The following is a 24,195-nucleotide window of genomic DNA, read 5'->3' on the forward strand; positions in this document are numbered from 1 at the left end:
TCTAAATTGTCTAATCTCTGGGTGCGGGAGGCGCAAGCACCTCGCGATTCCCATTATGTCCGGGTGAGCTAACCACTCCGCTCGCTTCCATTTGTTCAACCAACCGTGCTGCACGGTTATAACCGATACGAAACTTACGTTGTACGCTGGAAACACTGGCTCTTCTGGATTCGGTCACAAACGCAACCGCTTCATCATAAAACGCATCCACTTCCTGATCAGCGCCTTCAGGTTGCTCACCTGGAAGCAGGACTTCCGCACTGGCTTCGCCATTCAGGATTTCATCTATGTACTCAGGCTCGCCACGTTTTTTCCAGTCAGCCACAACGGCATGAACTTCGTGGTCATCAACAAACGCACCGTGAACCCTAGTGGGTACCGGGCTACCGGGGGGCAAATACAACATGTCGCCCATTCCCAACAACGCCTCTGCCCCTTGTTGATCGAGGATAGTGCGTGAATCAATTTTACTTGAAACCTGAAACGCGATACGAGTAGGAATATTCGCTTTAATCAAACCTGTGATCACATCAACGGAGGGACGTTGAGTGGCCAATACCAAGTGAATACCCGCCGCCCGCGCTTTTTGTGCAATACGCGCAATAAGTTCTTCAACCTTTTTGCCTACAATCATCATCATATCGGCAAATTCATCTACCACAACGACTATTGCCGGTAGTTTTTCAAGATCAGGCGCTTCCGCTTCCATACTGTCTTCTGAGCGCCATAAGGGGTCTTTGATAGGCGAGCCATCGGCAATCGCCTGTTTGACCTTGGCGTTATACCCTTTCAGGTTTCTCACTCCTAACGCAGACATTAGTCGATAACGACGCTCCATTTCACCTACACACCAACGCAGTGCGTTAGACGCCTCTTTCATATCGGTGACCACTTCTGCCAACAAGTGTGGAATGCCTTCGTACACCGATAACTCAAGCATTTTTGGATCAATCATGATCATTCGCACATCTTCGGGCGTCGATTTATATAACAAGCTTAAGATCATCACGTTCACACCGACCGATTTACCGGCACCCGTGGTACCCGCAACCAGTAAGTGCGGCATTTTAGCTAAATCCACCACAACCGGTTTACCGCTAATATCCGCACCCAGCACCATGGTTAACGCTGAACTGTTCGATTGGAAGGTTTCACAGCTGATGACTTCACTTAGCCGCACCATTTCCCGTTTTTTGTTGGGCAGCTCTAACCCGATGACTGATTTCCCGGGTATCACTTCGACTACACGAACAGAAATGGCCGACATCGCACGTGCCAGATCTTTAGATAAACTGGTAATTTTGCTGACTTTGACTCCTGGCGCCAGATCCAACTCGAAACGGGTAATTACGGGACCAGGGAACACACCAACCACTTTCGCTTCAATATTAAAGTCGGCCAGCTTTTCTTCAACCAGGCGAGAAACAATGTCGAGCTCTTCCTTTGAAATGGGGTTTTCATGCTTATCGGCACGTTCTAACAAGTCAAACGATGGCATCGGGCCTTCGGGTGACGCGGGTTGTACGTTACTAACATCGTTGGCGGACTGCCCTGCCCCATCGTCCGCTTTTTCATTTACACCGGGTGTTGCAGGCTTAGCTTTACTCTTAAACGGATTACTGAATTTTTTACTGGCGGCTTTCGGAGCCTCGTCTTCATCAACCGAAAATGGCGGTAACTCGTCCTCGTCATCAAACACTTCGTCAGGGATATCGAATTTTGGTTCTTCCCTTTGATAAACTGATTTAGTCGGCTGGTTAAAGGCAGGCGGCTCAGCGCGCATGCTGGTAATATCTATTTCTGTACGCGCATCATTTTCTTGCGAGCCTGAGCGGTTAGGCAACGCAAGCGTGGGGAACTCTATGCCCATTAACTGTTGCGGCATTGCCATCGCTTTTTTACCAGACCACATTACGCCAGAGCCGATGCCATCAATGATGGATAGCCAACTGATGCCGGTCAGTAAGGTGAAGCCAGTGCAAAAGAAACACAGAAGTAGCAGAATGGTCCCGGGTATATTGAAGTAGGGAACCAGCGCTGAGCTGATCACATCTCCCACAAAGCCGCCAGCAGAGAAGTTAAATAGATCGTTGAAATTAAGGCTGGCAATTCCACAAGCGCCTAACGCCATCAGCACGCCACCGATGATGCGTAAACCTATTGTCAGATAATCAAATTCTTCCAGCGTTTTGATATGTTGAAATAAAAACCACCCCAAAAACGCACTGCAAAAAGGTAACGTGTAGGCTAAATAGCCAACGCTGAAAAGCAATAAGTCCGCTATCCATGCACCAGTTGCTCCAACCCAGTTGTGAACGTCCAGTTGCAGTCCCGCCTGACTCCAGCCAGGATCGCCCGGATGGAATGAGGCCAGTGCTAATAATAAGAAAAATGCAAACACGCAAGCTATTATCATGCCTGCTTCCAGCAATCGCTGAATACCTGAAAGTCGCGCCATACCCAAAAATTATCAATCCAAAAACCGTGTGAACCTGTCAGCCGAAAATGAAAAACATAACAAACCAAAGGTAATCTGTGACAATATCGTCAACTCTTACTGTTCTTCACTTAACCAACGCTGAACCAGACGTGTTGTTATTCTATTTGTTATAAAAATGATATCCAGAAAGCCTACCACATCCCTTTTGGCACACCTACTTTTTACTTATTAGTTTTTACTTTTGTGAAATATTGTAGCGGATTATTTTACCTGAATGCGCAATGCGGAGGTACTTTTTACCTCTTCCATTACCACATAAGTTCGCGATTCACTTACACCAGGTAACCGTAATAGCGTATCACCGAGCAATCGCCGATAACTGGACATGTCAGCAACCCGTGCTTTTAACAAGAAATCAAAGTTACCGGAAACGAGGTGGCATTCCTGAATATCATCATGCTTTTGCACCGCCGCAGAAAATTCGGCGAAAATATCAACGGACGTTTTTGTTAGCGTAATTTCTACAAAAACCAACATGGCCGCGCCTAATTTAACCGGGTCAACGGCCGCATGATAGCCTTTGATATAGCCCTGAGATTCCAGCCGTTTCACTCTTTCCAAACAAGGGCTGGCGCTTAATCCAACCTGTTTTGCCAGTTCCACATTGGAAATACGCCCATCTTTTTGCAACACCACCAGGATGTTTCGGTCAATTCGATCCAAATGTTTAGGAGTTTTTACTAACATTACAATACTCTTCAAATTCGCTATCTAGCAGTATTTTATACCGCTTTTATTTAACATTCAGCATACAACGCTTTTTTTATTTGAGTATACTGCGCACCAAATTCGTTCCCTACAATTGAAGGAAGCCGTTATGCTAATAGGTGTACCAAAAGAAATAAAAAATCACGAGTATCGCGTTGGCCTCACACCTGCTGCCGTTAAAGAATTTGTGACGCATGGCCACAAGGTTGCGGTTCAAGCCACTGCGGGTGAAGCGATCGGCTTCTCCGATGCTATGTATGTCGAAGCAGGCGCACAAATTATTGACAGCGCTGAAAAAATCTTTGCTGAAGCGGAAATGATAGTAAAAGTAAAAGAGCCGCAGCCTAATGAGTGCAAGCAGCTCAGCAAAGGCCAGACGTTATACACTTACCTGCACCTGGCACCTGATCCGATCCAAACAGAATTACTGGTTGCATCAGGCGCAACCTGTATTGCTTATGAAACCGTGACGGATGATCGCGGCGGTCTTCCCCTGCTGGCACCTATGAGTGAGGTAGCTGGCCGTATGTCTGTTCAGGCGGGCGCGCATTATTTAGAAAAAGCGCACGGCGGTAGCGGTACACTGCTAGGTGGCGTACCCGGGGTAGCATCGGGTAAAGTGGTTGTGATTGGTGGTGGTGTTGTTGGTATTAATGCAGCGAAAATGGCGTTAGGTCTGGGTGCAGATGTCACCATTCTTGATCGTTCACTACCCCGTTTACGTCAATTAGACGACATTTTTAATGGTCAGGTTAAAACCGTATTTTCTACTGTTGACGCGCTGGAGTACTATTCCTCTAAAGCGGATCTGGTTGTAGGCGCGGTACTTATTCCTGGCGCAGCCGCACCGAAATTATTAAATCGCGATCATATAGCAGCGATGAAACCCGGAAGTGTGGTCGTGGACGTTGCGATTGACCAGGGTGGTTGTTTTGCTACGTCAAAAGCCACTACGCACCAGGATCCAGTTTACATCGTGGATGATGTTGTGCATTACTGCGTGGCCAACATGCCAGGCGGGGTTGCCAGAACCTCAACCATGGCGCTGAATAACGCGACCTTGCCATTTGGTTTGGCATTGGCAAATAAAGGCCCGAAACAGGCTATGCTGGCTGATCAACACTTACTCAATGGCTTGAATGTTCACGAAGGTAAAGTGACTTACAAAGCCGTGGTAGATGCTCTAGGTGATCAACTCAATCTGACTTACGTCGATGCCAGAGAAGCCTTAAAATAAGATATAGTCAGAATAAACATAACGCGTAAAGGCCAGCGGCAATTAACTAACAAGTTAATGTTTGTTGTGAAAATGACGAAATCCGATGTACGTAAGTTCATCGGATTTTTTTGTACACCTCTTGCAAGCCGTCAATCAAGTGATTAATCCAAATCACTTACACGATTCTGATCTCTTGAATCTGAGATTATCGAGCGCGCGCTAACACACCATTCTCTTGTCGGTAAGCCACCGCCTTATTGTATTTGGCCATTTAATTTGTCAGCATTTTCGCAAGCTGTATCAAGCAGTTTGATAATTTATGTAATTAAAATTCAGTATTCTCTCAACACGCAAAGATCATTAATCATACTGGCATTTTTACCTTGTCTTTTTTACGCAATAATACTGATAATCCGATCGCCCAAAGGGAAATAAACAATAAAATAACCCGTTGCCACAGACCAGCCAAATCACGATTGACATCGAGCACACCGAGAAACAGCGCAATGGAACCAAACATCCCTAAACACATAAGCAAACTAAATAGATAAACCCCTCGCTCAGTGTTGCGTGTAAATGTGCGTAGTCCCAATAACATTGCTGCAAGAGGTATAAGTTGAAATCCAATACCTGCACCGAGCGCGTGAAGTTGTCCACTAAGTTGTTCCGACTGACGACAGCCCACATCACACTGCATTGCACCAGCCAACATAAATCCCAGCGCTCCTAAGAGGATTAGAATTCCTGAAATCCATTTGATAAAGCCAGGATGTAAATCGCGCGCAACAATATAACCTGTCGCTAATAGCGCGAGTGCAAAAGGAACAATACCTACCCAATTGACAATCCAAGGGTACGGAGAATTTGTTGCACCGAGCTCACTTACTGCCTGATTAAAATGCGAATAACCAGGTGTGAACGCTGCAGAAACAAAAACAGCGAGCCAGAAAAAAATCACTCCTGCTAAAACTAAATAGCGTGCACTAGTATGTATTTTGTCCATAAAATTGTCTCGCTTAAAAATGTAGATTAAAAGCTTATTGATTATTTTTAATACAAAAACAGCGAAATCACCAACAGAAATTCAATTGACTAAACGCAAGTTGAGCGCTATTCAAATTGTTATTATAAGAAGGCCACCCATTTACTTCCCGATAAAGACTTAATTGGAATACATCTACAGGGAGAAAGTAGAATGTTCCTACTATCACCTTGAGTTCGCCAAGCACAATAACAAGGATTTTTACGGCTGGTAAAGCAAACGTGAAGATAATTACGACCAACAAAAATGTCAGACTGATCATGAGATTTCGACCAGCCCCTCCGGTTATAGCGGTTCGGGTTCATTTTCTTTTGAAGATGCATTTATCGGCAACGATAACCTCATTAATAAACTTGGTCTATTTTCCTTTGAATTCAGTTTTTATGACCCAAGCGATACACTCTTAAAATCGTATGGTTATTCGGGTGCCCAGTCATTTGAATTTGAAACCGATACAGAATTCGTGAGAGTGGGACCGGATATTCTCACTTTGTATATTGGTCTAGTTCGTGAAACCGATTATGCACTGGTAGGTGCAAACGGCTGCTCGGGAGATACCTTAGTTCTTTATCAGGGGTAATGGCTCTAGTTGCGATCCAGAAACCTTTTTAGACGTTAATGGCGTTATCAACGTAACTAGAACTTCACAAGTTCCAGAACCAGCTAGTGTTGCTATTTTGGGTTTAGGGTTAGCTGGTCTAAGTTTTTTATGTAAGCGAGAAAAAGCCTGACACTTGCATTAACGCGGCGGACTTGAAACGGGACTGTTTCCCAATGCCAGTCAATAAAGTTGACTGGCATTTTTCCATTAAGCGATACTTTTGTTTACCTGTTTAAGTGTTGCTAGTGGATCGTCAGCTTGTGTAATCGGACGCCCCATAACCAGATAACTTACACCATCCTGCATTGCCATTTCTGGCGTCATCACCCGTTTTTGATCACCCTGCTCGGTACCAGCAGGCCGAATTCCAGGCGTAACCAGTAAAAACTCAGGCGAAAAATGTTTCCGCAACAATTTCGCTTCTTGTGCTGAGCACACTACTCCATCCAAGCCAGCTTGCTGGGTTAATGCAGCAAGTTTAGTGACTTGTTCAGCAGGGCTCACACCAGTAACTACCTGTGCGAGTTGTTCGGCGTTCATACTGGTTAACACAGTGACGGCAATCAGTTTGGTGCCAGGATTTACACTTTGTGCAATCGCTTGCTTGGCTTTTTGCATCATTTCCAGACCACCTGATGCATGTACGTTTACCATCCATACACCTAATTCCGCAGCAGCCTTACACGCTTTAGCCACCGTATTGGGTATATCATGAAATTTTAAATCCAGAAAAACGTCAAAGCCTTTCGCTACCAACGCTTTTACAAATTCAGGGCCAAACAAGGTAAACATTTCCTTGCCAACCTTGAGCTTGCATTCAGCAGGATCTAACTGCTCAATCAAGCGCATTGCAGCATCTTTAGTGTCAAAATCAAGGGCAATGATAACTTTAGGATCCTGATTCAACGATTATTCTCCATCCAGACCTTTTATAGGCTTAACAGTATTCCACTTTTTACATGAGGGGCATAACCAGTAAAGTTTTCGCCCGGAAAACCCGCAACTTTGACAGCGATACTTTGGTCTTTGCGAAATTTGATCGGCGACCAGCTCCTTAAGCATTTTGAGACTGTCCGTTGAGGCCGTATCGCCGAGATTGTCTATATACAGGCCCATCAGGGTTTTGAAGCCTTTCATGGTCGGCCTGTCACGTAATTGATTCAATAAGTATTCTGCCGCCTGCTCCGCGTTACCTTTGGAAACTAACACATCAACCATGGCGAGATAAGACGTAGCACACTGTTGCCAATGGGCTTGCAACTGCTTTTCGAATGTATCCCAGTCCCCTGTTTCTTCAGCAATGGCTTCAAGCTTTGGTACCGCTTCGCTAAACCAGCTAATGTCACGCTCTGCAACCTGTAGCAAATAAGTCTGTGCTTCTTCGTAACGCTTTTGTTTTAGAGCAAGGTCACCTAGCATCAACCAGGGTCGTACTGCATGTTCATCAGCATTCACGGCTTTTTGTAATAACGACAACGCTTCACCCTGATTATCGCTATTAATTTCGCTTTGAGCCTGTTCACAATAGAAATGGGCCAGACGCTCACTAACGTCATCATTATCGCCATGACACTCTACCATGCGCTCAGCCAGTTCAATGGCGCGATCCCATTCTTTAGTTGTTTGATAAATACTAAAGAGCTGCTGTTGAGCAATCAGATAATGTTTGTCGCTGTTCAACAATTGCAAAAACGCGTTTTCTGCACGTTCGAGAAAACCCGCTTGAGTATAATCTTTGCCTAGTTCTTTGAGCGCATTTTCGCGCTGACCAGGTTGCAGTTCATCGCGGCTGACCAAATTCTGATGAACCAAAATGGCGCGATCAATCTCGCCGCGATGGCGGAAAAAATTGCCCATGGCAATATGCGTCTCAACCGTATCGCTGTTTAAATTGATCATTTTAATAAGGGTATCAACCGCTTTGTCGGGTTGATCAGACAGCAGAAAATTCAGCCCCTTATAGTAATGACGGGACAAAATACTGGATTGTTTTCGCTGAGCCTGGCGAACACTGTTCCGTCCCATCACCCATCCGTAACCGGCAGCTACTGGCAACAAAAGAAACAGCAACTCAAGCATATTAGACTTCTTTAGTTAATTTACGAATCTTCGCGCGCGCTGTCATCAATTGCACCCGCAGTGCCAACCAGCTGACTATCATCAACAGCAATCCAATCACGACTCCCACGGCAATAGAAATAGCGATCAATGTTGATACACGCATATCAGATTGTGCAATTAGATAGTTCACCGCAATTACTGCTTCGTTTTGTGAACCTACAGCAAACGCAAGGGCCAATAAAACGAGAATCAATATAAGAGAAATTATTCCTTTCAATACAATAGTCTTAGTCGTGTTGCATTGAATCAAGCATAGCAAATTGAATACTAAACTAACATGCAAAAATAGCGATTTGCCATAAATTGTGGATATTGCAAATGTTAGGCAGTTAACTTGCCTGTTTAGTGATGCCTTTTTTGGCGGTTGCGGATGGGTTTGCGTCGGTTCTAACGGGGCGCAATGGACGTAATTTCGCCTTCAGTAATTCGTTATGTAACGTAGACTCATTTGTAAGGTATATCACATGGGTATATGCAGATTGCATGTTGACCAGTTTCTCATACATCGTTTTATCAATTTTCGACAATTGCGCTAATCGTTTTTTAGTTAAAGGCGTGGAAGACGATTGGCAACGAACCGGCTCAACCTGAGTTACGCATAACTCGACCTTATCCTGTTGTAGGTGATTAGCAATGTTTTGTCGCATGGTGCCGTACAAAAAATGATTTTCTGAGATATAAACGAGCTTGTTGTCATCCTTACGCACACAATGGACCACCGTTGCATTACGTTTTTTACCCACCAGGAGTTTTTCCAACAATTCAGATTTTGGGCGCATCGTTTGTCTGTCTGCGAAAAAGCCGTGTAATGGAATGATATTTTGTACACGCGAGAAAGGATATAAATCATCCGACTTTTCACTTTGATATACGGTTTTCAAGCGGTCCAGTATGTGGCGGTTGGTCACACACAGCACGCTAACAGAAGGATGATGCCGCATCGCAAGCTCCCAGATAAACCTGTGGGTACTTCGTTGTGCGCGGGCGATGTCCCGTTGCCTGAAAAAGGCCAGATTTTGTTCTAACAACGAATCAACTGAGCCTTTTTTATTAAGCTCTGGTAACTTAAGTCGCAGAATGCCCAGCGCTTCATCATAATGTACAATCATGTACTTTTCGCTACGCATTTTGAACTCTGGCACAGAGATTTTAATTGAATCGGTAAAATTGGACGCAGCCACTTTCTCTGACAACTCGACCTGCATACCGTTTGCAGATATATCTTTAATTTTGGCTTGAAATGATGTCAGAAATCCCGTTTTCACCGACGCGTCTTTTTCTATTATATATCGATGCTCACTGCGACGGTCTAGATCTTCCTCCATGACATACGAAATAGACCACTTGCCAGTATCTGCAATCAGCGACTTGGGAATAGCAGGAAACTGACATTTCTCTCCAATGGTCAGGTCTTTAAGTGAAGGAGTAATATCCTTGCAAAACATAACCGATGTCATGGCGGCCAAATCAGGAAAATCGGTTTTTGACAGATCATGAATTGCAAAGGCTTTGCTTTTTTCGCCCTCGTTAATCGTGTCCATGCGACAGTGGGTACACGTTAGCGTGCCCGATTTCATCATCAAATAAATCAGAGGACTCATTTGTTTGCTTTCGACCAGATCTCGATGAGTTGCGCAAATTTCTACTATACCTTTTTTGGTATTGATGCTGCCGTTAAATAAAAACGCCTCACCATAACGCCTAAGCTCAAGATAGAGCCGGTTGAATTCACTTTTGCCCGACAGTTTAGTTAAAAACTGATACGCATTGTTGTGCTCAACATTCTTTTTCGTAAAAAGTGCAATTATCGGAATCGCTTGTTTTTTATTTGCTTTTACAAATACCGGCATCCAGGGACTATTTTCGAGAATACGGTCCCTTTCCAGATCCTGCATCGCTCTTTCAATCTCTAATTCTCTTTTTAATGGCTGATGAAAAGCGGCAGTATCGATAAAGCGTTTCAACTGTTCTAATAAACGCTCATCGGTTTCATCGCTAAAATTAAACTGTAATTCGTAGTTTGAGGTGTGCTTGTTAAATTTTATCGAGTCCAGTTTACAGTCTATTTTTGTTTCTTTTGTTGTCAGGCCCTGCACTTCTGGAAAGGTAAAGGTGACCTCTTCGCCTTGACTCATTTTGGGCGGTCTGCGCATCTCTACCGCCATGGTTTTATAACCCAGTGATGCCAAATTGCAATTTCGACCGTTGTGTAAATCGGGTGACGAAACAGCAAAGTTGGGTGTTATCGAAATATCATCTCCAAAATCAATGTCGTTTTGAGACTGCGATTCAATCGCAAACGCATCAACGATCTTTTTGTATTGTTCTTTTTTGATTTGTGTCTGATAAAATTCGGAGCTGGTGATGGACTCGAATACACCGACAGTGTAGCGATTTTGATAAAGCCCTGATTCCTTCTTAAGTATCTGTGTACCTATTTTATCAAGGCACATATCTACACCAAAGTGTTTGAACTTAATGACAGGAAATTGGGCGAAGGCGGAATTATCTGCAGGCGCATCGGTAAGAGAGGTTAACCTGATGACCTCTTCTTTTATTATTTTCCTAACATTCGTTGGCAGGCGTTTTGAGAATTTATTTAATCCTTCAAGTAACCTGTTTTCCTGCTCATAGGGAATGAGCGCTCGAATCAAATGTTGGAACTGTTTAATGACTTGCTTTTCATCACCGGCAGACATAAAACCACACCAGCCTTAAGGCAATACTCGTATTTAAGGCATTTACTAAAGCAAAAGTGCTTACCAATAGAAGTAGAGACAATCACCCATTGCTACAACAAAGTATCAAAGATATAAAAGAATTATTAACAAGATGTTAGTTTCTGTTCAACCTTTGCACAACCAGTGGGAATAGTGCCTAATTATTTTATGAAAGGCAATAAAAAAGCCGTAGAAACTACGGCTTAATTTGATGATGCGTCAACACGCTCTCTCAATTCTCTTTTCCGGGTTTGAAATGTGGAACGTATTTTCCGTCCAATTTCACGGTTTCACCCGTTTTCGGATTTCGACCTACCCTGGGTGCCCGGTAATGCAGAGAAAAACTTCCAAAGCCACGAATTTCTATCCGTTCACCTTTTTGCAGCGTTTGTGCCATCTGCTCAAGCAACTCTTTGATAGAAGATTCCAACTCTTTCGCAGGAACATGGCGTGCCGAATCGGCTAGCCGCTCAATTAGTTCAGACTTAGTCATAGTATTCCCTATGTCAAAATTTAATCCAAACAGCTACCGAAGACAGGTGTGCTCGAAAAGAGCACACCTGACCGTATTACTCGCCTTTAGCAGCTTTGAAAGCTTCTGCCATTGCGTTAGCAAATCCACCATCGTCTTGTTGGTTCACTTTATCAATAGCTTCTTTCTCGTCTGCTTGATCTTTCGCTTTAACAGAAAGATTTACAGTACGGTTTTTACGGTCAACACCCATGAACTTAGCTTCAATGCTGTCGCCAACATTTACTTCTTCAGAAGCATCTTCTACACGGTCACGTGATAAATCACCAACACGGATATAGCCGTCAACTTCTTCTGCCAAGTTTACAGTAACGCCTTTCGCGTCAACTGCGGTAACTGTACCATTAACAATAGCACCTTTCTTGTTGTCTGTCAGATACTTATTGAACGGGTCTTCTTCAATTTGCTTAACGCCTAAAGAGATACGTTCACGCTCTGGGTCGACTTGTAGAACAACCGCTGAGATTTCGTCGCCTTTCTTATATTCGCGAACGGCATCTTCACCTGTTTTGTTCCAGCTGATGTCAGATAAGTGAACCAGACCATCAATACCGCCATCCAGACCGATGAAGATACCGAAGTCAGTGATCGACTTGATCTTACCAGATACTTTGTCACCTTTTTCGTGTGACTTAGCAAACTCTTCCCATGGGTTAGCAATGCACTGCTTAAGACCCAATGAAATACGACGACGTTCTTCGTCGATTTCAAGTACCATAACTTCAACAGTGTCACCAAGATTAACCACTTTAGATGGGTGGATATTCTTGTTAGTCCAATCCATTTCAGAAACGTGAACCAGACCTTCGACGCCGTCTTCGATTTCAACGAAACAACCGTAGTCGGTAAGGTTAGTAACCTGACCAGAAATCTTAGTACCTTCAGGATAACGCTGTGCAATTTCTTGCCACGGATCGTTGCCCATTTGCTTCATACCAAGAGAAACACGTTGCTTGTCTTTATCAAACTTCAACACTTTTACGTTGATTTCGTCACCAACGTTCACAATTTCGCTTGGATGCTTAACACGCTTCCACGCCATATCAGTGATGTGCAATAAGCCGTCAACGCCGCCCAAATCTACGAATGCACCGTAATCAGTAAGGTTTTTAACGATACCTTTGATTTCATGACCTTCTTCAAGGTTTGCCAACAATGATTCGCGCTCAGCACTGCTTTCTGCTTCAATAACTGCACGACGAGATACGACAACATTGTTACGCTTGGCATCCAGCTTGATTACTTTAAATTCAAGCTCTTTACCTTCAAGGTGAGTAGTGTCACGAACAGGGCGTACATCTACTAATGAACCTGGTAAGAATGCACGTACACTGTTAACTTCAACAGTGAAACCGCCTTTAACCTTACCATTAATAACACCTTTGATGGTCTCTTTCTCTTCGTATGCTTTTTCAAGCTCAACCCACGCTTCATGGCGCTTGGCTTTTTCACGAGAAAGAATAGTTTCACCGAAGCCATCTTCAACTGCGTCAAGCGCTACATCAACTTGATCGCCAATTTCAATTTCCAGCTCGCCTTCGGCATTTTTAAATTGATCCACAGGGATCGCACTTTCTGATTTCAGGCCCGCATCAACAAGAACGATGTCTTTGTCGATTGAAACTACCGTACCTTTAACAATTGAACCTGGACGGGTTTCTAGTTCTAAAAGGCTTTCTTCAAAAAGTTGTGCAAAATTTTCAGTCATAAGGTTTTAATTTAATATAAAGTTGAGATCCATATGTCAATCCAGAGCACATGGGGTTATTAACAATTGTCGCAACGTCCACTTGTCGCAACTTAAATCAATACAAATTAGAAGCTTCTAATTACAAACGAGAAGTAATAATTTCCATTGCGTTATCAAACACTTGCTCAATACTCAAGTGCGTTGAATCTATTACTACTGCATCCTCAGCCGGTATCAAAGGGGCAACAGAACGGTTTGAATCTCGCTCATCACGCGCTTTAATATCGGTTAAAAGGCGCGCAATATTAACATCCATCCCCTTTGCTTTCAACTGGCCATATCGCCTTTCAGCCCTGGCCTCGGCGCTAGCTGTGAGGAATAACTTTACCGGTGCATCAGGAAACACGACGGTTCCCATATCACGACCGTCTGCTACCAGCCCAGGTGCTTGCTGAAACGCGCGCTGTCTGCGTAACAAAGCTTCTCGAACCCGCGGTAACGCGGCAATCTGCGACGCCACGCTGCCTACCTGTTCAGTACGAATGTCATCGGTGACGTCTTCGCCTTCTAAAATGATACGGCTGGATTCGCCATCCGTTTCGAAACTCACGTCTAAACCTGTTGCCAATGGAACAATGGATTCTTCGTCATCACAAGGTAAATCATGGTGAAGTGTCGCCACTGCCAGTACGCGGTAAATCGCGCCGCTGTCCAGGAAGTGCCAGCCTAGTTGCTTTGCCAACAGACTGCTTAAGGTCCCCTTGCCTGCTCCGCTAGGGCCGTCAACCGTGACTATAGGTGTTGGATGCATACCTGCTCCAGTTTTGAATAGTTAAAAACGCGCGCAATTATACGCACAGATCTCCGTATATACCATGCATGTTTAAAAATGGTTGCCTTTTAATAATGCGTTAATGTTTACAAATTGTTGCCAGACGCGTAAAGAAATCTGGAAACGTTTTCGCCGTACAGCCGGGATCATTAATAGTTACGGGCTGTTCATTAAGCGCTAATAATGAAAAACACATAGCAATACGATGGTCATTATAGGTGTCGATAGGCGTATGTTTGAAATCAGACAAGGGCCAGACCTTGATATAGTCCTCGCCTTCTTCAACTTCAGCACCCACCTTTTTTAGCTCGGTGGCCATCGCATGAAGCCGATCGGTTTCTTTTACCCGCCAGTTATAAACATTTCGAATAGTGGTGGGTGATTGAGCAAATAAAGCCGTGGTAGCAATGGTCATAGCAGCGTCGGGAATATGATTCATGTCCATATCAACGCCGTTAAGGGCGCCTTTGGTGACACTGACCGACTCTTCTTGCCACTCGACCTGCGCCCCCATTTGTTCAAGCACATCAGCAAATCGAATATCTCCCTGAATGCTGTTACTGCCAATTCCGGTTACAGTAACTTTGCCGCCTTTGATGGCCGCGGCAGCTAGGAAATAAGAAGCTGACGAGGCATCGCCCTCGACCATGAATCGCCCGGGTGAAGTGTAGCGTTGACCCGCGTTTATTGTAAACTTCTGATAGTTATTGTTTGTTACCACGACCCCGAATTGCTGCATAATGTGTAAGGTAATATCAATATAAGGTTTTGAGACAAGTTGTCCTTTAATATTGATAACGACGTCTTTTTTGCACAGTGGTGCAGCCATCAATAAGGCGGTGAGAAACTGACTGGAAACGCTGCCATCTACCGACACTTCACCACCTGTCAGCGTTTTACCGTTAATACGTAGTGGTGGATAGCCTGTCGTTTTAAGATATTCGATATTTCCGCCGGCTTCGTGCAACGCATCGACTAAATCACCAATTGGCCTTTCTTCCATTCTTGGTTCGCCGGTCAACTCAACTTTGACATTGCTCGCGGCTAAAGCTGCGCAAAGGGGGCGCATTGCAGTACCTGCATTACCTAAAAACAGCGCCTCAGAGGGTGTTTGGGTAAAAGCGCCTGCCAGTCCCTCCACGACGCATTCGGTTTTATCAGGACTCAGCTGGTATTTGACACCCAGTAATTTAAGCGCATTTAACATATGCGCAATGTCGTCACTGTCCAACAGATTGGTAACTGTGGTAGTTCCTTCAGCAAGTGCAGCCAGCAGTAACGCGCGATTGGACAGACTTTTCGAGCCTGGTACATTAACCAAGCCTGCTACTTTTTTTACCGGTTGTAAGGTTAACGCATCCTGAGTCATCAACCTTGCCTCCGCTCAAAGTCAGCCATGAACTCAACCAGGCTCTGCACGCCTTCCAGCGACATCGCATTGTAGATACTTGCTCGCATGCCGCCCACAAAGCGATGTCCTTTAAGCGCAACTAAACCTTTGTCTGCCGCTTGCGCAAGAAAAAGCGCATCCAGAGCAGGATCGGCTAGCTGGAACGGGACGTTCATAATTGAGCGACACTCCGGATGAACCCGGCTGCGATAAAAGTCAGACCGATCAATAGCATTGTAAAGGCAGGCAGCTTTAGCTTGATTAAGTTTGGCGATAGCTTCAACGCCGCCTTGACTGAGCAGCCACTTAAATACCAGCCCCGCCAGATACCAGGAAAACGTAGGTGGCGTATTGTACATCGACCCCGTGGTCGCCAGTTCTTTATAATCGAAAATAGACGGCGTATATTTTTGTGCATGCCCCACTAAGTCATCCCTGACAATCACCACACTCAATCCAGACGGACCGATATTTTTTTGTGCGCCGGCGTAGATTACTCCATACCGGCTTACGTCAATCGGCTTGGATAAAATACAAGAAGACATGTCTGCAACTAACGGGACTTTGCCTGAATCTGGTAGCCAATCAAACGCTACACCATCTACCGTTTCATTCGGACAGAAATGCAAGTAAGCAGCGTTTTGATCAATCTCGTCTGCAGCCGGTTGCTGCATGAAGTCCAGCCCCTCTTTTTGAGTTAGTTCGCCGATTACCTTCGGCTGATTAAATTTACTGGCTTCAGCCACTGCACCTTTTGACCAGGAGCCCGAAACAAGATGCAATGAGGTATCATCTGGTGTAGATAGGTTCATCGGTACCGCGGCGAAATGCGCCCGCCCACCGCCGTGAGTAAATAATACGTGGTAATTATCAGGTACATGCATTAATTGGCGTAAATCTGCTTCGGCCTGTGCTGCTATCGCCATGAATTCCTCACCCCGATGGCTGACTTCCATTACCGAGCTGCCACTACCCTGCCAATTGACGAGCTCTTGCTGGGCTTGATGTAATACTGCTGGCGGTAGCATGGCTGGGCCCGCACTAAAATTAAATACTTGCGTCATTTAAACCTTAACCTCAAAAACAAAACAAGCGGCTAAAAGCCGCTTGTTCAAGACACGATTACAGTCATCAGTCAGGCTGATTTACTGCGTTACTCTTCTGTCGCGGGCTTGTCACTTGCTTCTGTAGAAGCTTCTTCAGCATTCTCATCGATAACGTCTTCGCTACCTTCGATGCTTTCTAATAACTCTTCATCCATTTCTTCAATGCGCTGAAGGCCAACAACATGCTCGTTTTCGCTAGTTCTAATCAAACGTACACCTTGTGTATTTCTGCCCACGATTGACACTTCACTAACCCGTGTACGAACTAATGTACCCTGATCGCTTATGAGCATCATTTCGTTAGTTTCATCAACCTGCACCGCACCGATCACTTTGCCGTTTCGTTCAGATACCTTGATTGAAACAACGCCCTGAGTGGCGCGGCTCTTAGCAGGATAATCCGCTAACGGGGTACGTTTTCCATAACCATTTTCAGTTGCAGTCAGAATATCACCATCCCCCTGAGGAACAATCAGTGACACCACTTTTTGCCCCTCCTGCATTCTGATACCGCGGACCCCCGTGGCCGTTCTGCCCATTGGGCGCAGTGCCAGAACTTCTTCGCCCGTTTCTGGATCAAGCTTGACTTCGCCAGTTTCAGCGTCACGGGCTTTTTCATTAAAGCGAACCACTTTACCGGCATCTGAGAACAACATAATGTCATCACTACCCGTAGTGATTGCAACGCCAATCAATTCATCACCATCGTTCAGATTTACCGCGATAATACCGTTAGAACGTGGGCGTGAATAGGAACTCAGGTCTGTTTTCTTCACGGTACCGTTGGCAGTTGCCATTAATACATATTTGCCTTCTTCGAATTCCTTAATAGGAAGAATGGCGGTAATACGCTCATTCGCTTCCAAGGGCAGAATATTTACAATCGGTCTGCCACGCGCGTTACGCGATGCAAATGGAAGTTGGTAAACTTTCAACCAGTATAATCTGCCCCGCGTTGAGAAGCACAAGATATGATCATGCGTGTTGGCAACCAGTAGACGTTCGATTATATCTTCATCTTTCATTTTGGTTGCTGACTTACCTTTACCACCACGACGCTGAGCTTCATAGTCTGACAGCTTTTGATACTTAACATAACCTTCACGGGAAAGCGTTACTACAACGTCTTCCTGTTCAATTAAATCTTCAATATCTATATCATGGGTAGCAGCAGTTATTTCAGTGCGACGTGCATCACCATACTCATCACGAACGGCTTCTAATTCTTCGCGGATAACTTCCATCAAACGCTCTGGTGAACGCAGGATGTGTAATAGCTCAGCAATCTGCTCAAGCAATACCTTGTACTCATCAAGGATTTTCTCATGCTCGAGGCCTGTTAGTTTATGCAGGCGAAGATCCAAAATTGCCTGAGCCTGCTGTTCAGTCAGATGATATTTACCATCGCGAATACCGAATTCAGGCAGCAGCCAGTCAGGACGTGCTGCATCATTGCCGGCACGTTCAAGCATGTCGGCTACATCACCTAGCTGCCAGCCTTGTGCAACTAACGCCTGCTTAGCTTCTGCTGGACTGGGCGACGCTTTGATAAGATCGATAATCGGATCGATGTTAGCCAGCGCAATTGCCAGACCTTCAAGAATGTGAGCACGGTCGCGTGCTTTACGCAGCTCATATACGGTCCGCCTGGTGACGACTTCACGGCGATGAAGAATGAATGCTTCGAGCGTCTCTTTAAGATTAATGACTTTTGGTTGGCCATTATCCAGGGCCACCATATTTATACCAAATACTGTTTGCAGCTGCGTATTGGCATATAGATGGTTCAACAGCACTTCTGCTGATTCTGAACGTTTCACTTCAATAACGATGCGCATACCGTCTTTGTCGGACTCGTCACGCAGCGCGGAGATGCCTTCAATACGTTTTTCTTTAACCAGTTCAGCGATTTTTTCGATCAGACGTGCTTTGTTGACTTGATATGGAATTTCGTTAACAACGATAGTTTCTTTACCGTTGGTGTCCGTTTCAATCTCAGCCTTGGCTCTTAGATAAATTTTGCCACGTCCAGTGCGATACGCATCGTCGATGCCTTTGCGACCGCTTATCGTCGCCGCAGTGGGGAAATCCGGCCCCGGGATATGCTCCATCAGGCCCTCTATTGCAAGGTCTGGATCATCGATTAGTGCCACACAACCGTTAATGACTTCAGTCAGATTGTGTGGTGGGATATTGGTCGCCATACCCACCGCGATACCCGATGAACCGTTTACCAACAGGTTGGGAACCCGGGTAGGCAATACCTCAGGGATCTGTTCAGTGCCATCGTAGTTCGGTACAAAATCAACCGTTTCTTTGTCTAAGTCGGCAAGCAGTTCATGGGCAATTTTTGCCATGCGCACTTCGGTGTAACGCATTGCTGCAGCTGAGTCACCATCTACTGAACCAAAGTTGCCCTGTCCATCAACCAGCATGTAGCGCAAAGAGAAAGGCTGCGCCATACGGACAATGGTGTCGTAAACTGCAGAGTCACCGTGAGGGTGATATTTACCGATCACGTCCCCAACAACACGGGCTGATTTTTTATACGGCTTGTTGAAATCGTTTTTAAGTTCATTCATCGCGAATAAAACACGGCGGTGAACAGGTTTCAAACCATCTCTGACATCAGGCAAGGCGCGCCCAACGATTACGCTCATGGCGTAATCAAGGTAAGAGTTTTTTAACTCTTCCTCTATATTAATGGGAAGGATTTCTTTCGCGTCATCACTCATAAACTGCGTTATCCCTTTTTTCTAAACACATGTGGCGCTATACGTATCGTCTGATGTAAACAACATTGGCGGGAGCGCACACTATTATTATTGGGTTGTAAAACAATCGTTGAGTGTACCACTGACAAAACCAATTATGTAGCAGTTAATCTATATCTGGGGTGAATTTCCTCTAAATTACTTTTGCGACTGGCAAAGTTGGTTACTAATTCAGCTAACGCAGAAAATATTGCGTAAAGCGACTCGTTTTCTGTTTTAATTGAGGTAAGGTTGAGTGCTCAAATCGAAATCAGGTAACGTTGAAAATGGCAAATGTAGACAGTCAGGAAATCAATAAATTTGCTGAACTTGCTTCTCGATGGTGGGATCCGGAGGGAGAATTTAAGCCCCTGCACGCGATTAACCCGCTGCGATTAGAATTTATCGAAACTCACGCAAAAGGCCTGCATGGCAAGAAGGTCGTCGATATTGGCTGTGGTGGCGGCATTCTTGCTGAGGCAATGGCAAAATGTGGTGCAGAGGTCTGCGGTATCGATATGGCAGAAGCATCACTGGAAGTGGCGCGACTGCATGGTTTAGAAAGTCAGGTAAAAGTAGACTATAAGTGTACTACCGCAGAAGATTTCGCCGCCCAATACGAAAAAACGTTCGATGTTGTAACCTGCATGGAGATGCTTGAGCATGTTCCCGAACCCGCTTCGGTTGTTAATGCCTGCGCCAGATTGGTTAAACCCGGTGGCCACGTGTTCTTTTCCACCCTGAACAGAAACGTGAAATCCTATTTGATGGGCATTATTGGCGCTGAATACATTTTAAATTTAGTACCAAAAGGAACGCACCAGTACAGCCGCTTCATTAAGCCGTCTGAATTAATGACAATGACAGATAATGCGGGCCTGGTTAATCAGTATGTTACGGGACTGCACATGAACCCTCTGAACCGGAAATTTTATCTTTCAAATCGCAATATCGACGTCAACTACTTATTGCATACTCATGCATAAGAGCATCTATATATAGTGCGTCTACTGGAACTTTCGCACTATATATCGTGCCATTCTAAAAAAACTGTTCTCCAAACAAATTAGTTTAATAATTTTTTGATCCGTAAAAAATGCTTGCATTTAGTTAAGCGGAGGGTTGAATGACGCTTTTAGGTGAGTTACCACTAACCAAAAATTTGCTTGCGTTTGATCGCTGTAAAAACCACCAGATATTGGGTTGCAATAAGACTAAAACCTCACTATCTTGTGCCATGTCCAGAGCGTTAAATACAAATAATTAATAACAGTTAAACAACGCTCGGTACTGCAAAAAAACCACGGATAAAACACAGGACATGACTTTTTCGACGTGACAAGTAGTCACCTGTGTGTGGAAAAACAAGATTGAAAAATAATAATGCGGCTTCCTTAAATTCAATGGATAGACACTGCCAAATTTTACGAAGTCCACTACAACACGCGCTAACTAAATTACGGCCAGCACTATGAATAATAATTTGTATGTCACCAAACGAAATGGTGAGAAAGAACCCATTGATCTGGATAAAATTCATAAGGTTATTACCTGGGCAGCAGACGGATTAAATAATGTTTCTGTATCACAGGTAGAGATTCGTGCTCATATTCAGTTTTATGATGGCATCACCACCAGTGAAATTCATGAAACGTTAATCAAGTCCGCAGCGGATCTGATTTCTACTGATGCACCAGATTATCAATATCTTGCGGCGAGACTTGCTATTTTTCACTTGCGCAAAAAAGCGTACGGTCAATTTGAACCGCCGGCCTTGCTGGATCATGTGAAAAAAATGGTTGCCAGTGGCAAGTATGACGCGCATATCTTAAAAGATTACTCAGAAGCTGAGATAGCCGAGATGGGCAGCTTTGTTGATCACTGGCGTGATATGACGTTCAGCTACGCAGCGGTCAAACAACTGGAAGGTAAATATCTGGTTCAAAACCGTGTTTCTGGCGAAATTTATGAAAGTGCACAGTATTTATACGTGCTGGTTGCTGCCTGTTTATTCGCTAATTATCCAAAAACAGAGCGTCTCAACTATGTACGCCGTTTTTACGATGCCACCTCAACCTTTAAAATTTCATTGCCTACGCCGATCATGGCGGGGGTGCGTACCCCTACCCGTCAGTTCAGTTCCTGTGTATTGATTGAAACAGGTGACAGCCTGGACTCGATTAATGCTACCGCCAGTGCGATTGTTAAGTACGTCAGCCAGCGAGCGGGAATTGGTGTTAACGCAGGTCGAATTCGTGCGCTGGGCAGCCCGATACGCGGCGGAGAAGCTTTCCATACTGGTTGTATACCCTTTTATAAGTATTTCCAGACAGCCGTGAAAAGTTGCTCACAAGGCGGTGTCCGGGGTGGTGCAGCTACGCTATTCTATCCGCTGTGGCATATGGAAGTTGAATCACTGCTGGTACTGAAAAATAACCGCGGAGTTGAAGAGAACCGTGTACGTCACCTTGATTACGGCGTGCAGTTCAACAAACTGATGTATCAGCGCATGATGAAAGATGACTACATTACTTTGTTCAGTCCTTCAGATGTGCCCGGGCTTTACGATGCATTTTTTGCTGATCAGGCCAAATTTGAGGCTTTATACGTTCAATATGAAAACGACGACAGTATTCGTAAAAAGCGCATTAAAGCAATGGAGCTGTTTAGTTTGTTTATGCAGGAGCGCGCCAGCACAGGTCGCATCTATCTGCAAAATGTTGACCACTGTAACACTCACAGTCCTTTCAACCCCGAGGTTGCGCCAGTACGTCAAAGCAACTTGTGCCTTGAGATTGCATTGCCAACCAAGCCTCTTGAGCACGTGAATGACGAAAACGGTGAAATTGCCTTATGTACTCTGTCAGCGTTTAACTTAGGTGCCATTAAATCGCTGGATGAATTTGAAGAGTTAGCCGATCTGGCAGTGCGTGCACTGGATAGCCTGCTTGATTATCAGGATTATCCGGTACCCGCTGCATATAATGCCACCATGAACCGCCGTACGCTGGGCATAGGGGTGATAAACTTCGCCTACTACCTGGCCAAAAACGGGGTTAAATATTCTGATTTCAGTGCAAACGGGCTTATTCACCGCACTTTCGAAGCCATGCAGTATTATCTGCTTAAAGCCTCTAATAATCTTGCAAAAGAAAAAGGCGCGTGCCCTAAATTTAACGAGACAACTTACTCTCAAGGCATACTGCCAATTGACAGCTACAAAAAAGAACTGGATCAGGTTTGCAACGAGCCTTTGCAGTACGACTGGGACGCATTGCGTGAAGATATAAAAACACACGGTCTTCGCAACTCGACGTTGTCAGCGCTTATGCCCTCTGAAACGTCATCACAGATTTCAAATGCAACCAATGGTATTGAGCCACCTCGCGGTCATATCAGTGTTAAGGCAAGTAAAGACGGTATCCTTAAGCAAGTCGTCCCTGAGTATGAAGAGCTTAAAGATAAATACGAACTATTGTGGGATATCCCCTCAAACGATGGCTACTTACAACTTGTCGGTGTAATGCAGAAATTTATCGACCAGACTATTTCTGCCAATACAAATTATGACCCGGGCAAGTACGAAGGCGGAAAAGTGCCGATGAAAGTTTTGCTGAAAGACTTGCTTACCACGTATAAATTAGGTGTGAAAACACTCTACTACCATAACACCCGTGATGGAGCTGCTGATCAAAGCACGCAAGATGTGAAAGCTGCAGAGCATAAACCACAGGAAGCAGTAATAGTAGAAGATGACGATTGTGCCGGCGGTGCGTGTAAAATTTAACACGCACCCTGCTAATCTATCTCTGTTTTTACGTTAATCAAAGATTTCTATTGAGCATTTATGAAATACACAACGTTTAACCAAAAAATTGTTAACCCTCTTGCTGAACCGATGTTTTTCGGAAATCCTGTTAACGTAGCGCGTTACGATCAGCAAAAGCATGACATATTTGAGAAACTCATTGAGAAACAAATCAGTTTCTTCTGGCGTCCAGAAGAAGTTGATGTTTCCAGGGACAGAGTTGATTTTCAAAAACTCACTGACCCTGAAAAACATATTTTTATCTCCAATTTAAAGTATCAGACACTACTGGATTCTGTGCAGGGCCGTAGCCCCAACATCGCGATGTTACCGATTGTTTCTTTGCCAGAATTAGAGACTTGGATTGAAACCTGGTCATTTTTTGAAACTATTCATTCGCGCTCTTATACCCATATACTCAGAAATCTGTTTTCTGATCCCAGCAGTGTGTTCGATGACATCGTTGCTAATGAAGAAATCAAGCGTCGAGCGACAGATATCTCTCGCTATTATGATGATTTGATCTTTGCCACCCAACTTTGGCAGACACAAGGCGAAGGTGTGCATACCGTTAATGGTGAAACACATGAAATCACCATGCGTGAACTGAAGAAGAAACTGTATCTTTGCATGAACTCGGTCAACGCTCTGGAGGCAATTCGCTTCTACGTGTCTTTTGCTTGTACTTTTGCTTTTGCAGAGCGCAAGTTGATGGAAGGTAACTCAAAAATCATTCGCCTTATCGCCCGTGACGAAAATTTGCACCTGACGTCTACCCAACATATTTTGAATATATGGGCCAAGGGCAAAGATGACCCCGAGATGGCTGAAATTGCCCAGGAATGTAAAGAGGAAGCCACTGCTATCTTTCTGACCGCAGTGGAACAGGAAAAAGGGTGGGCCGACTATCTGTTCCAGCATGGATCAATGATTGGTTTAAACAAAGATATTTTGTGCCAGTACGTAGAATATATTGCAGTACAACGTATGAGTGCAATTGGTCTTGAAGCACCGTTTTCAGTCAAGAGTAACCCCCTGCCCTGGATGAATAACTACCTGAATTCAGACAATGTACAGGTAGCACCGCAAGAGTCAGAAATCAGTTCGTATCTGGTTGGACAAATTGATTCATCCGTTAGTGGTGATGATTTCGCGGATATGGAAATTTAGGTC

Annotated in this window: 17 protein-coding genes and 1 pseudogene; 5 read left to right on the forward strand and 13 right to left on the reverse strand. The window is 44.6% G+C overall.

The window, feature by feature from the left end:
• Positions 1–10: 10 nt before the first annotated feature.
• Both HCJ96_RS13625 and lrp read right to left on the reverse strand, forming a co-directional pair.
• Complete coding sequence (locus HCJ96_RS13625; RefSeq protein WP_169211624.1) at positions 11–2,458, reverse strand: DNA translocase FtsK; 2,448 nt, start codon at positions 2,456–2,458, stop codon at positions 11–13.
• 243 nt (positions 2,459–2,701) lie between these two features.
• Positions 2,702–3,187 (reverse strand): leucine-responsive transcriptional regulator Lrp, encoded by a 486-nt coding sequence (lrp, locus tag HCJ96_RS13630; protein ID WP_169211625.1) that lies wholly within the window; start codon positions 3,185–3,187, stop codon positions 2,702–2,704.
• A 130-nt stretch (positions 3,188–3,317) separates the two neighbouring features.
• Between lrp and ald the strand changes: the two genes are divergently transcribed.
• The gene (gene ald / locus HCJ96_RS13635) at positions 3,318–4,445 is read left to right on the forward strand and encodes an alanine dehydrogenase (protein ID WP_169211626.1); all 1,128 of its coding nucleotides are present in this window, start codon (positions 3,318–3,320) and stop codon (positions 4,443–4,445) included.
• A 346-nt stretch (positions 4,446–4,791) separates the two neighbouring features.
• Here ald and HCJ96_RS13640 read toward each other — a convergent pair whose 3' ends face one another.
• Positions 4,792–5,430 carry a DUF998 domain-containing protein gene (locus HCJ96_RS13640; protein ID WP_169211627.1) on the reverse strand — a complete coding sequence of 213 codons (639 nt, stop codon included), beginning with the start codon at positions 5,428–5,430 and terminating at the stop codon, positions 4,792–4,794.
• Between the two features lie 665 nt (positions 5,431–6,095).
• On the opposite strand from HCJ96_RS13640, the gene HCJ96_RS16565 reads away from it, so the two are divergent.
• Entirely contained in the window at positions 6,096–6,200 is a 105-nt protein-coding gene (locus HCJ96_RS16565) for a PEP-CTERM sorting domain-containing protein (RefSeq protein ID WP_425483747.1), read from the forward strand.
• A gap of 77 nt (positions 6,201–6,277) precedes the next feature.
• Here HCJ96_RS16565 and pyrF read toward each other — a convergent pair whose 3' ends face one another.
• The 10 genes and pseudogenes from pyrF to gyrA all read right to left on the reverse strand — a co-directional run bounded on the left by pyrF (position 6,278) and on the right by gyrA (position 19,196).
• Complete coding sequence (gene pyrF / locus HCJ96_RS13650; protein WP_169211628.1) at positions 6,278–6,976, reverse strand: orotidine-5'-phosphate decarboxylase; 699 nt, start codon at positions 6,974–6,976, stop codon at positions 6,278–6,280.
• A gap of 3 nt (positions 6,977–6,979) precedes the next feature.
• The gene (lapB, locus tag HCJ96_RS13655; RefSeq protein ID WP_169211629.1) at positions 6,980–8,149 is read right to left on the reverse strand and encodes a lipopolysaccharide assembly protein LapB; all 1,170 of its coding nucleotides are present in this window, start codon (positions 8,147–8,149) and stop codon (positions 6,980–6,982) included.
• A 1-nt stretch (position 8,150) separates the two neighbouring features.
• A complete protein-coding gene (locus tag HCJ96_RS13660) occupies positions 8,151–8,408 on the reverse strand; it encodes a LapA family protein (protein WP_169211630.1) in 258 nt (85 codons plus the stop codon).
• A 112-nt stretch (positions 8,409–8,520) separates the two neighbouring features.
• Positions 8,521–10,890: a PilZ domain-containing protein gene (locus HCJ96_RS13665; protein WP_169211631.1), complete on the reverse strand. Its 2,370-nt coding sequence runs from the start codon at positions 10,888–10,890 to the stop codon at positions 8,521–8,523.
• A 224-nt stretch (positions 10,891–11,114) separates the two neighbouring features.
• A pseudogene (ihfB, locus tag HCJ96_RS13670) lies at positions 11,115–11,404 on the reverse strand (integration host factor subunit beta).
• Positions 11,405–11,480: 76 nt separating this feature from the next.
• Positions 11,481–13,151 carry a 30S ribosomal protein S1 gene (gene rpsA / locus HCJ96_RS13675; RefSeq protein ID WP_169211633.1) on the reverse strand — a complete coding sequence of 557 codons (1,671 nt, stop codon included), beginning with the start codon at positions 13,149–13,151 and terminating at the stop codon, positions 11,481–11,483.
• Positions 13,152–13,272: 121 nt separating this feature from the next.
• Positions 13,273–13,944 carry a (d)CMP kinase gene (cmk, locus tag HCJ96_RS13680; protein ID WP_169211634.1) on the reverse strand — a complete coding sequence of 224 codons (672 nt, stop codon included), beginning with the start codon at positions 13,942–13,944 and terminating at the stop codon, positions 13,273–13,275.
• A 100-nt stretch (positions 13,945–14,044) separates the two neighbouring features.
• Positions 14,045–15,334, reverse strand: a complete 1,290-nt coding sequence (gene aroA, locus HCJ96_RS13685) for a 3-phosphoshikimate 1-carboxyvinyltransferase (RefSeq protein ID WP_169211635.1) — start codon at positions 15,332–15,334, stop codon at positions 14,045–14,047.
• Positions 15,334–16,419, reverse strand: coding sequence for a 3-phosphoserine/phosphohydroxythreonine transaminase (gene serC, locus HCJ96_RS13690; protein WP_169211636.1), 1,086 nt, complete (start codon positions 16,417–16,419; stop codon positions 15,334–15,336). The genes aroA and serC overlap by 1 nt, the downstream gene beginning before the upstream one ends.
• A gap of 89 nt (positions 16,420–16,508) precedes the next feature.
• Positions 16,509–19,196, reverse strand: coding sequence for a DNA topoisomerase (ATP-hydrolyzing) subunit A (gyrA, locus tag HCJ96_RS13695; RefSeq protein ID WP_169211637.1), 2,688 nt, complete (start codon positions 19,194–19,196; stop codon positions 16,509–16,511).
• A gap of 305 nt (positions 19,197–19,501) precedes the next feature.
• Between gyrA and ubiG the strand changes: the two genes are divergently transcribed.
• From ubiG to nrdB, 3 genes are all read left to right on the forward strand, one after another.
• On the forward strand, positions 19,502–20,200 hold the full coding sequence (gene ubiG / locus HCJ96_RS13700) for a bifunctional 2-polyprenyl-6-hydroxyphenol methylase/3-demethylubiquinol 3-O-methyltransferase UbiG (RefSeq protein WP_169211638.1): 699 nt from the start codon (positions 19,502–19,504) through the stop codon (positions 20,198–20,200).
• A gap of 485 nt (positions 20,201–20,685) precedes the next feature.
• Positions 20,686–23,001: a class 1a ribonucleoside-diphosphate reductase subunit alpha gene (gene nrdA / locus HCJ96_RS13705; protein WP_169211639.1), complete on the forward strand. Its 2,316-nt coding sequence runs from the start codon at positions 20,686–20,688 to the stop codon at positions 22,999–23,001.
• A gap of 60 nt (positions 23,002–23,061) precedes the next feature.
• A complete protein-coding gene (gene nrdB, locus HCJ96_RS13710; protein WP_169211640.1) occupies positions 23,062–24,192 on the forward strand; it encodes a class Ia ribonucleoside-diphosphate reductase subunit beta in 1,131 nt (376 codons plus the stop codon).
• Positions 24,193–24,195: the final 3 nt, after the last annotated feature.

The sequence above is a fragment of the Alteromonas ponticola genome, assembly GCF_012911815.1.
Taxonomy (GTDB): Bacteria; Pseudomonadota; Gammaproteobacteria; order Enterobacterales; family Alteromonadaceae; genus Alteromonas; species Alteromonas ponticola.